The sequence below is a fragment of the Roseisolibacter sp. H3M3-2 genome, from assembly GCF_029211165.1.
GTDB lineage: Bacteria > Gemmatimonadota > Gemmatimonadetes > Gemmatimonadales > Gemmatimonadaceae > Roseisolibacter.
In genome coordinates this window covers 18015-27107 of sequence record NZ_JARGEK010000022.1, presented here as the reverse complement: position 1 = coordinate 27107, position 9093 = coordinate 18015, and the positions used below count along the sequence as shown (strand labels likewise).

Annotated in this window: 7 protein-coding genes; 6 read left to right on the top strand and 1 reads right to left on the bottom strand. The window is 76.0% G+C overall.

Annotated elements, in window-relative coordinates:
* The 6 genes from xseA to recN all read left to right on the top strand — a co-directional run.
* Positions 1–1309: exodeoxyribonuclease VII large subunit (gene xseA, locus PYV61_RS03910; protein WP_275828537.1), on the top strand; the 1309-nt coding region annotated here is incomplete at its 5' end.
* The gene (gene xseB / locus PYV61_RS03905; RefSeq protein ID WP_275828535.1) at positions 1306–1539 is read left to right on the top strand and encodes an exodeoxyribonuclease VII small subunit; all 234 of its coding nucleotides are present in this window, start codon (positions 1306–1308) and stop codon (positions 1537–1539) included. The genes xseA and xseB, both read left to right, overlap by 4 nt.
* A gap of 2 nt (positions 1540–1541) precedes the next feature.
* Positions 1542–2477 carry a farnesyl diphosphate synthase gene (locus tag PYV61_RS03900; RefSeq protein ID WP_275828533.1) on the top strand — a complete coding sequence of 312 codons (936 nt, stop codon included), beginning with the start codon at positions 1542–1544 and terminating at the stop codon, positions 2475–2477.
* 150 nt (positions 2478–2627) lie between these two features.
* Positions 2628–4520: a 1-deoxy-D-xylulose-5-phosphate synthase gene (gene dxs / locus PYV61_RS03895; protein ID WP_275828530.1), complete on the top strand. Its 1893-nt coding sequence runs from the start codon at positions 2628–2630 to the stop codon at positions 4518–4520.
* Between the two features lie 14 nt (positions 4521–4534).
* Complete coding sequence (locus tag PYV61_RS03890; RefSeq protein WP_275828528.1) at positions 4535–5497, top strand: NAD(+)/NADH kinase; 963 nt, start codon at positions 4535–4537, stop codon at positions 5495–5497.
* A 93-nt stretch (positions 5498–5590) separates the two neighbouring features.
* The gene (gene recN / locus PYV61_RS03885) at positions 5591–7342 is read left to right on the top strand and encodes a DNA repair protein RecN (RefSeq protein WP_275828526.1); all 1752 of its coding nucleotides are present in this window, start codon (positions 5591–5593) and stop codon (positions 7340–7342) included.
* Here the strand turns inward: recN and PYV61_RS03880 are convergent.
* Entirely contained in the window at positions 7326–9026 is a 1701-nt protein-coding gene (locus PYV61_RS03880) for a hypothetical protein (RefSeq protein ID WP_275828523.1), read from the bottom strand. The two genes, recN and PYV61_RS03880, sit on opposite strands and share 17 nt — an antisense overlap.
* Positions 9027–9093 lie beyond the last annotated feature (67 nt).

The following is a 9093-nucleotide window of genomic DNA, read 5'->3' as shown; positions in this document are numbered from 1 at the left end:
GGCCGCGCCGGCGGCGCCGGCGGTCGACCCGTACGCGCGGCCGACGCCCGAGATGGAGGCGTTCGCGGCGGCGGCCGAGGCGGCGGGGCTGACGGCCGCGAGCAGCGAGGCCGACATGCTGGCGGCGTTCGACGCGATGGCCGCCGCGCCGGTGCCGCAGCCGGGGGCAATCCCGGGCGCGTCGCCGGCCGCCGCCGTCTCGGTGTCGACGCTGACGCAGACGTTGAAGGAGGTCGTCGAGGGCGCCTTCGTCCCGCTGTGGGTGCGCGGCGAGGTCAGCGACTTCAAGGCGCACCGCAACGGCCACTTCTACTTCTGCCTGCGCGACCAGGTCGCGCAGGTGCGCTGCGTCATGTGGGCCCGCGACGCGCGCCGCCTCCCGGCGACGCCCGACGACGGGATGCAGGTGGTCGCCCTGGGCCAGGTCTCGGTGTACGCGGCGCGCGGCGACCTGCAGGTGGTCGTGAAGGCGCTGGAGGCGCAGGGGGACGGGCTGTGGCGCAAGGCGCTCGACCAGACGCGCGCCAAGCTGGCCGCCGACGGGCTGCTCGACCCGCTGCGCAAGCGGCCGCTCCCGCGCTACCCGCGGCGCGTCGCGGTGATCACGAGCCCGGACGGCGCCGCCCTGCACGACGTCGTCGCGGTCGCGCGCCGCCGCTCGCCGCTGGTCGAGATCGTGGTGGTCCCCGCCAAGGTGCAGGGGGACGGCGCGGCGGAGGAGCTGCGCGCGGCCATCGAGCGCGTGGGGCGGTGGCGCGACGTCGACGTGGTCATCGTCGGGCGCGGCGGCGGCGCGCGCGAGGACCTGTGGGCGTTCAACGACGAGCAGCTCGCGCGCGCCGTGGCGGCCTGCCCGGTGCCCGTGGTCAGCGCGGTCGGGCACGAGGTGGACGTCACCCTGTGCGACCTGGTCGCCGACCTGCGCGCGGCGACGCCGGCCGACGCCGCCGAGGCGGTGGTGCCGGTGCTCGCCGACGTGCGCGACGACGTGCGGGCGCTCGGGGAGGCGCCGCGCGCCGCGGGCGCGTGGCACCTCGACCGCGCGGGCGAGCGGCTGGCCGACGTCCGGGCCGACCTCGTGGCGGGGGCGACGCGGCTGACCGAGCGCCGGCGGGCGGTGCTGGAGACCGCCGCCGGCCGGTTGCACGCGCTCTCCCCGCTCGCCACGTTGGGGCGCGGGTACGCCGTCGCCCGCGCCGCCGACGGGTCGCTGCTGTCGCGCGTGGCGGACTTCCCGCCCGGGCGCGCGTTCGCGCTGCAGGTGCGCGACGGCACCGTCCCCGCCGCAGTCCGCCCGTCGGACGCATGACCACCCCCGCCCCCGCCATGACGTTCGAAGCGACGCTCGCCCGCCTGCAGGAGATCGTCGACTCGCTGGAGCACGACGAGCTCGCGCTCGACCGCGCGCTGCAGCTGTTCGAGGAGGGGGTGGCGAAGCTGCGCGAGGCGTCGGGGGAGCTGGCGCGCGCCGAGGCGCAGGTGCGGCTGCTGGTCGAGCGCACCGACGGCACCTTCGACCTGCCCGCGCTGGACGCCTGAGGATGACCACCGGGCTCCGCCCCGACGCCGCGCGCGACGCGGCGCTCGCCGCGGCCGAGGCGCGCTTCGCCGGCCAGCGCGCCCGCGTGGACGCGGCGCTACGCGGCTTCTGCGACCGCTACCTCGCCGGACTCGAGCCCGTGGTCGCCGAGGCGATCCGTTATTCGCTGCTCGGCGAGGGAAAGCGGCTGCGGCCGATCCTCGTGCTCGCGGCGCACGAGGCGTGCGGCGGGGCGGGGGACGCGGCGACGCTGGCCGCGGCGGTCGAGGTCGTCCACGCGTACTCGCTGGTGCACGACGACCTGCCGTGCATGGACGACGACGACATGCGCCGCGGGCGGCCGACGGTGCACCTGGTGTACGGGGTCCCCGCGGCGACGGCGGCCGGGCTGGCGATGGTGCCGCTGGCGGCGCGCGCGGCGCTCGACGCCGCGGCGGCGCTCGGCCTCGGCGAAGCGGCGCGCGGCGCGGTCGTGCGCGAGCTGATGCGCGCCTCGGGCGCCGGCGGGATGATCGGCGGGCAGCAGCTCGACCTCGAGGGGGAGGGGGAGTCGCTGTCGCTGGAGCGGCTGGAGCGGATCCACTCCGCGAAGACGGGGGCGCTGATCCTCGCGGCCGCCGTCCTGGGCGGGCTGGCGGCGGGGGCGGGCGCGGCACGGCTGGAGGCGCTGCGGCGCTACGGGGCGTCGATCGGGCTGGCCTTCCAGATCGCCGACGACGTCCTCGACGTGACGGCGACGACCGACCAGCTCGGCAAGACGGCCGGGCGCGACCTCGAGTTGCAGAAGAGCACCTACCCCGCGCTGCTCGGGGTCGCCGGCGCAATGGCCCGCGCCGAGGCGCTGGTCGAGGACGCGTGCGGCGCGCTCGACGCCGTCGGGCTGCTGACGCCGGCGCTGGAGCACGTGGCCCGCTTCACCGTCCGCCGCCGCTCCTGAGGCGTCCGGCCTGCCGCCGCCGGGGGATCGGTCCTGCCGCCCCCGTCGTTGAGTGGTAGATTCCGTGACCGGACGGGTACGAGGGACGGACGAGCTCCCTCCAGCCGCGCCGTCGTCACCCGTCTGCTGCCTCTTCGCCACGCCCCGCCCATGAGCCTGCTCGATCGCCTCGAGTCGACGGCCGACCTGAAGGCCCTCTCCCGCGACGAGCTCCGGTCCCTGGCCGACGAGATCCGCGCCCGGCTCATCGACGTCTGCTCGCGCACCGGGGGGCACATCGGCGCCGGGCTCGGGGTGGTCGAGCTGAGCGTCGCCCTGCACGCGGTCCTCGACACCCCGCGCGACCAGCTGGTCTGGGACGTCGGGCACCAGGGGTACCCGCACAAGCTGCTCACGGGGCGCAACGGGCGCATGGAGTCGCTGCGGCAGGAGGAGGGGATCTCCGGCTTCCTCAAGCGCACCGAGAGCGAGTACGACGCCTTCGGCGCGGGGCACGCCGCCACCTCGATCTCGGCGGCGCTCGGGATGGCCGTCGGCCGCGACCTGCGCGGCGAGGACTTCAAGGTCGCCGCCGTCATCGGCGACGGCTCGCTGTCGTGCGGGCTGGCGTACGAGGGGCTGAACAACGCGGGGCACTCGGAGCGCGACCTGATCGTCGTGCTCAACGACAACGAGATGTCGATCGCGCCGAACGTGGGCGCGATGCACAAGTACCTCACCTCGATCCAGCGCAACCCGCTCTACAACCGCCTGCGCAGCAAGATCGGCGAGCTCGCCGACGGGCGCGGCGGGAAGACGGGCGCCGCGGGGACGCTCATCCGGAAGTGGGAGGAGAGCGTCAAGGCGTTCCTCACCCCCGGCGTGCTGTTCGAGGAGATGGGCTTCCGGTACTTCGGCCCGATCGACGGGCACGACATCGACCAGCTGGTGGACACGTTCGCCGCGGTGCGCGCGCTCAAGGGGCCGCGCCTCGTGCACGTGATCACGCAGAAGGGGAAGGGCTTCCCGGCCGGCGAGAACACCGAGAAGTGGCACGCGCTCCCGCCGGGGCACGACCCGAGCACCGGCAAGCAGCTCAAGACGTCGACCGCGAACCCGAACTACACGAGCGTGTTCGGGAAGGGGCTCGCCGAGCTGGGGGCGATCGACCCGCGCGTGGCGGTGATCACGGCGGCGATGCCGAGCGGCACCGGCACCGGCGCGTTCGCCAAGCAGCACCCGACGCGCTTCTTCGACGTCGGCATCGCCGAGGGGCACGGCGTGACCTTCGCCGCCGGGCTGGCGACGCGCGGCGTGAAGCCGGTGGTGGCGATCTACTCGACGTTCCTGCAGCGCGCGTACGACAACGTGATCCACGACGTGGCGCTGCAGCACCTGCCGGTCGTGTTCGCGATGGACCGCGCGGGGCTCGTGGGCGAGGACGGCGAGACGCACATGGGGCTGTACGACATCGCCTACATGCTGGCCGTGCCCGGGATGGTGGTGACGGCGCCCAAGGACGGGCGCGAGATGCTGGCGCTCCTGCGCGCCGGCGTCGAGCACGCCGACGGGCCGTTCTGCCTGCGCTACCCGCGCGACGTCGCCCCCGACGCGGTGCCGGCCATCGACCAGATCGAGGCGACGCCGCACGCGACGTGGGAGGTCGTGCGCCGCGGCCGCGAGGTCGCGATCCTGGCCGTCGGCACGATGGTGCAGCCGTCGCTCGCCGCCGCGGAGACGCTGGCCGCCGAGGGGCTCGACGTGACGGTGGTGAACTGCCGCTACCTCAAGCCGCACGACGAGCTGACGCTGACGGCGCTGCTCGGCGACCACCGCACGCTGCTGGTGGTCGAGGAGGGGACGGTCGTCAACGGCTTCGGCGCCTACATGGCCGCGCTGGTCGAGAAGCGCGAGCCGTCGGTGCGCGTGATCGCGCACGGGGTGCCCGACCGGATCGTGTACGCCGCGTCGCGCGCGCGGCAGCTGGCGCAGTGCGGGCTCGACCCGGCCGGGATCGCCGACCGGGTGCGGGCGCTGCACGAGAGCGAGGCGGTCGCGGGCTGACCGCGCCGCCTCCCATGCGACTCGGCGTCGTCGGCAACTCGGACTACGGCGGGCTGTCCGACGTCGTGCGTCGGCTGCGGGCGCTCGTCCCGCAGCTCGGGCTCGAGCTGGTCGCCGAGGCGGCGCTGCGCCCGCACCTCCCCGAGGCGTCGCTGCTCGACGACGCGGCCCCGGTGGACGCGGTGCTCAGCCTCGGAGGCGACGGGACGCTGCTGCGCGCGGCCCGCATGCTCGACGGGCGCACGCCGCCGATCCTCGGCGTCAACCTGGGGCGGCTCGGCTTCCTGACGAGCTGCGACGCGTCCGGGCTGGAGGACGGCGTGCGCCGCCTCGCCGCGGGCGACTTCCATGCGGAGCGGCGCATGGCGCTGCGCGCCGCCGCGCTCGACGCGGGCGGGACCGAGCACATGCGGTGGCGCTCGCTGAACGACGTGGTGCTGCACAAGGGCGGGTTCGCCCGCGTCGTGCGCTTCGCCGCCTGGGTGGACGGCGAGCCGGTGGGCGCGTTCGCGGCCGACGGGGTGGTGGTGTCGACGCCCACGGGCTCGACCGCGTACTCGCTCTCCGCCGGGGGGCCGATCGTCGTGCCCACGGTCGAGTCGATCGTGCTCACCGCCGTCTCGCCGCACACGCTGGCGATCCGCCCGCTGGTGCTGCCGCCGACCGCGGTGATCCACCTCGCGGCCGACGACGGCCCGGAGGCGCTGCTGGTGACGATCGACGGGCAGGTCGGCACGACGTTCGAGCAGCGCGGGACGCTGGTCATCCGACGCGCCGAGTCGCCGGTGGTGATCGCCCGCTTCCCGGACACCGGCTTCTTCGGGCGGCTGCGCGAGAAGATGGGGTGGGGCGGCCTCTCGGAGCGCGACGACACCGCGCGAGACGGGAGCGCGCCGGCGCTGCGTCCGACCCCGGCGGCCGTCCGCGCGGTGGGGAGCGCGGAGCCCGCTGACGGGGTATCTTCGGGGACGCCCTGAACGGGCCCGCCCGCGCGCGCGTCGCGCGGGTCCCCGCCGCGTCCGTTCGGCCCGTGCGCCGGCCCGCGGCGGCGTAGCTTCGCTCCCAGCCTGATGCTCACCGAGCTCCGGATCAAGAACTTCGCGATCATCGAGTCGCTCTCCCTCCCGCTGGCCCGCGGCTTCAACGTGCTATCGGGCGAGACGGGGGCGGGGAAGTCGATCATCGTCGGCGCCCTCGGGCTCCTGCTCGGGGAGCGGGCGAGCGCGGACCTGATCCGCACGGGGAGCGACCGGGCGAGCGTGGAGGGGAGCTTCGACATCGCGGGGCGCGACGACCTCGCGCGCGCGCTCGACGAGCGCGGGATCGAGGTCGAGGAGCGGACGGTGGTGCTGAAGCGCGAGATCGCCGCCGGCGGGCGCGCGCGCGCGTGGGTCAACGGGTCGCCCGTCACGGCCGGCGTGCTCGCCGAGGTCGGTCGGCAGCTCGTGAACCTGCACGGGCAGCACGAGGCGCAGACGCTGCTCGACGCCGACTCGCAGCGGCGGATCCTCGACGCGTTCGGCGGGGCGACCGCGCAGGCGGACGCGGTGCGCGAGGCGGCGCACGCGCTGGCCGCGGTGCGAGAGGAGCGCCGCACCCTCGCCGCGCGGCGCGCCGACGCGGAGCGCCGCGCCGACTACCTGCGGCACGTCGTGAAGGAGATCGAGGAGGCGCGGCTCGTCGCCGGGGAGGACGAGCGGCTGGAGGAGGAGGCGCGCCGACTCGAGCACGCCGACGAGCTGCGCACGCTCTCGGGCGGCGCCGCCGGGCTGCTGGAGAGCGCCGAGGAGGGGGTGCTGCACCAGCTCGCGCAGCTGCACCGCACGCTGGCGAGCCTGGAGCGCATCGACCCCGCGCTCGCGCGGCTGAACGAGCTGTACGACAACGCCTTCTACGCGCTCGAGGAGCTGTCGCGCGAGCTGGTCGAGTACGAGCGCGCGGTGGAGCTCGATCCCGAGCGGCTCGCCGAGGTGCAGCGGCGGCGCGACCTGATCTTCCGGCTGTGCAAGAAGTACGGGCCGGAGCTGGCGCAGGTGATCGACACGGGGCGGCAGGCGCGCGAGGAGCTCGACCTCGTCGACTCGGCGGGGATCGACATGAAGGCGCTCGACGCGCGCGAGGCAGAGACGCGCGACCGGCTGCTGGAGGCCGCGGCGACGCTGACCGCGATGCGACAGGCGGCGGCCGACCGGCTGTCGGCGGCCGTCGAGGCGGTGTTCCCCGACCTCGGGATGGCGGAGGGGCGCTTCCGCCTCGCGCTCACCCCGCGCGAGGAGCCGGGGCCGACGGGCGCGGAGGACGTCGAGTTCCGCGTCGCGCTCAACGTCGGCCACGACGCGCGGCCGCTGGCGCGCGTGGCGTCCGGCGGCGAGCTGTCACGCGTGATGCTCGCGCTGAAGACCATCCTGGCGCGCCTCGACGGCGTCCCGACGCTCGTGTTCGACGAGGTCGACGCCGGCATCGGCGGGCGCGTCGGGCTGATGGTCGGCGAGACGATGCGCCGCGTCGCCGAGCACCATCAGGTGTTCGCCATCTCGCACCTGCCGCAGCTCGCGGCGCGCGCGCACCACCACATCCAGGTGGCCAAGGGTGCGCGCGCCGGCGTGACGACGGCCGACGTCCGCGTCCTCGTCGGCGACGAGCGCGTGCACGAGGTCGCGCGCCTGCTCGGCGGCGACCCGGAGAGCGAGGTGAGCCGCGCCCACGCGCGCGAGCTGCTCGACTCGGCGGCCGGCGGAGGCGCCACGCGCGGCGCCGCGCCCGAACCCGCGTCGGCCGCGGAACCGGCGCCGGCGCGGCGGAAGGTCAGCGCACGCCGCTGACGCCGCGCTGGCGGGCTCCGGCGACGCGGAAGTACAACCGTACCGCGACCTGCTGCGACGCGAACCTCGGAACGCCACCCGCGCCGGCGAGCGTGGTGCGGTAGATCCAGCTCACCTCGAGCGGCAGGTTGCTGCGGCCGCGCGCGTAGGCCGCGACCGTGGAGTACGTGACGCCGAGTCCCGCCTGCTGGTCGCGGGCGTCGCTCTCCGCGTTCAGCGACGCGGCGTCGATGACCGTCTCCGGCACGCCGGCGGCGGCGGGGATGACGATACGCCCCTCGTACTCGTCGGCCGCCTTGGCGCGCAGCCGGTACTGCCCCCACACGCCCAGATAGTCGCCGAACGACCAGCGCGGCGTCAGCTCGACCTGCACCTCGCGCCCGAGCTGGCGGCTCACCGTCAGCTCGCGTCCCGCGGGGACGAACACCTCGCCCGGGGCCGTCGGCACGCGGACGACCGGCTCATCGGCGAACGGCTGCGTGACGCGCACCACCGCGGTCGCCCACGCGCGGCGCCCCAGCACGACGTCCGTGGCGGAGCGCAGCAGCAGCGCGCTGACGCCCGAGCCGGTGGGGACGTCGAACCAGTAGAAGGGGAGGTCGCCGCTGCCGACGCCGAGCCGGTAGCCGGCGGTGAGCGTGCTGCGGAGCTGGACGCCGCTCGGCGCGAGGCGCGCGCGCTCGTCGCCGCGGAAGGTGTCGAGCCACTGCACGCTGGCCGCCAGCTCGACGTCGCCGGTCCCCGACTGCAGCAGCCCGCGCAGCGTGTCGCCGGCGATCCCGTACGCCTCGCCCGTGAGCAGCGACTGCACGCCGCCGAGCCCGAGGCGCGCGCTCGCACCGGCCGGCGCGCTCGTCGCGGCCAGCGTGTCGATGCCGAAGGCGCGGAAGCGCGTCGCCAGGTCGCCGACGCGCCCCTCGACCGCGCGCTGCGTCGGGCTCCCCGCGACCGGCACGAACGGGCGTCCCGACGACTGCACGCCGGTGCCGTACAGGTAGCCGACGCGCCCGCGGAACGCCGCCGCCTCGGCGAGCAGCGCGGTGGCCTGCGCGGAGGGGAAGTCGGTGCAGCGCGGGTCGGTCGCGCCGGCCGCGCCGCACGTCGTCGCGAGCGCGCGCAGCGCCGCCTCGGCGTTGGTCAGCTGGCGGTTGAGCGTCGCGTTGCGCGCCAGCGAGGCGCCGTCGGTCGGCGCGAAGCCGAGGTTCCCGCCGCCGCCGAGCGGGTCGACCGTCGGGTTCACGGACGAGCGCGTGCGGACGTACGGCACCATGACCGACAGCGCGACGCGGTCGAGGATCCCGACCTCCGCGGTCAGCGGGATCGTCTGCACGTCCACGCGCACGTCGGTGCGCAGCGCGCCCAGCGAGGCGGCGAGCCCCGCGTCGCCGGCGAGCAGGCGCAGCGTGTCCTGCAGCGGCGCCAGCGCGGGGAGGAAGCGGGTGCCGAGCGTGTCGAAGCTCGCGCCGCTTCCCAGCGGCTGGCGCGTCGCGAGCGGGCTCCCCGGGGTGCCGAAGCGCTCGGTCGCGGTCTCGAGGAGGATGCCGAGTCGGACGCGCGCGCGGCCGCGGCGCGGCAGGGTGGCGTCGTCCCCGCCGCCGAGGACCGTCTGGGCGGCGAGCGCCGTCGGGGGCAGCGCGAGCAGCGCGAGGAGCGCGGCGGCGCGGGCCGCGACCGGGATTCGCAAGTCGTTGGGGGGCAACGAGAACCGCGCCTCGGAACCCGTCCGGGCGCGGAGCGGCTAGATTAGCGGC

What these genes read in the sequence shown, in the direction of transcription:
- xseB (WP_275828535.1), top strand. Translation starts at nt 1,306, where the DNA reads ATGACCACCCCCGCCCCCGCCATGACGTTCGAAGCGACGCTCGCCCGC.
- PYV61_RS03900 (WP_275828533.1), top strand. Translation starts at nt 1,542, where the DNA reads ATGACCACCGGGCTCCGCCCCGACGCCGCGCGCGACGCGGCGCTCGCC.
- dxs (WP_275828530.1), top strand. Translation starts at nt 2,628, where the DNA reads ATGAGCCTGCTCGATCGCCTCGAGTCGACGGCCGACCTGAAGGCCCTC.
- PYV61_RS03890 (WP_275828528.1), top strand. Translation starts at nt 4,535, where the DNA reads ATGCGACTCGGCGTCGTCGGCAACTCGGACTACGGCGGGCTGTCCGAC.
- recN (WP_275828526.1), top strand. Translation starts at nt 5,591, where the DNA reads ATGCTCACCGAGCTCCGGATCAAGAACTTCGCGATCATCGAGTCGCTC.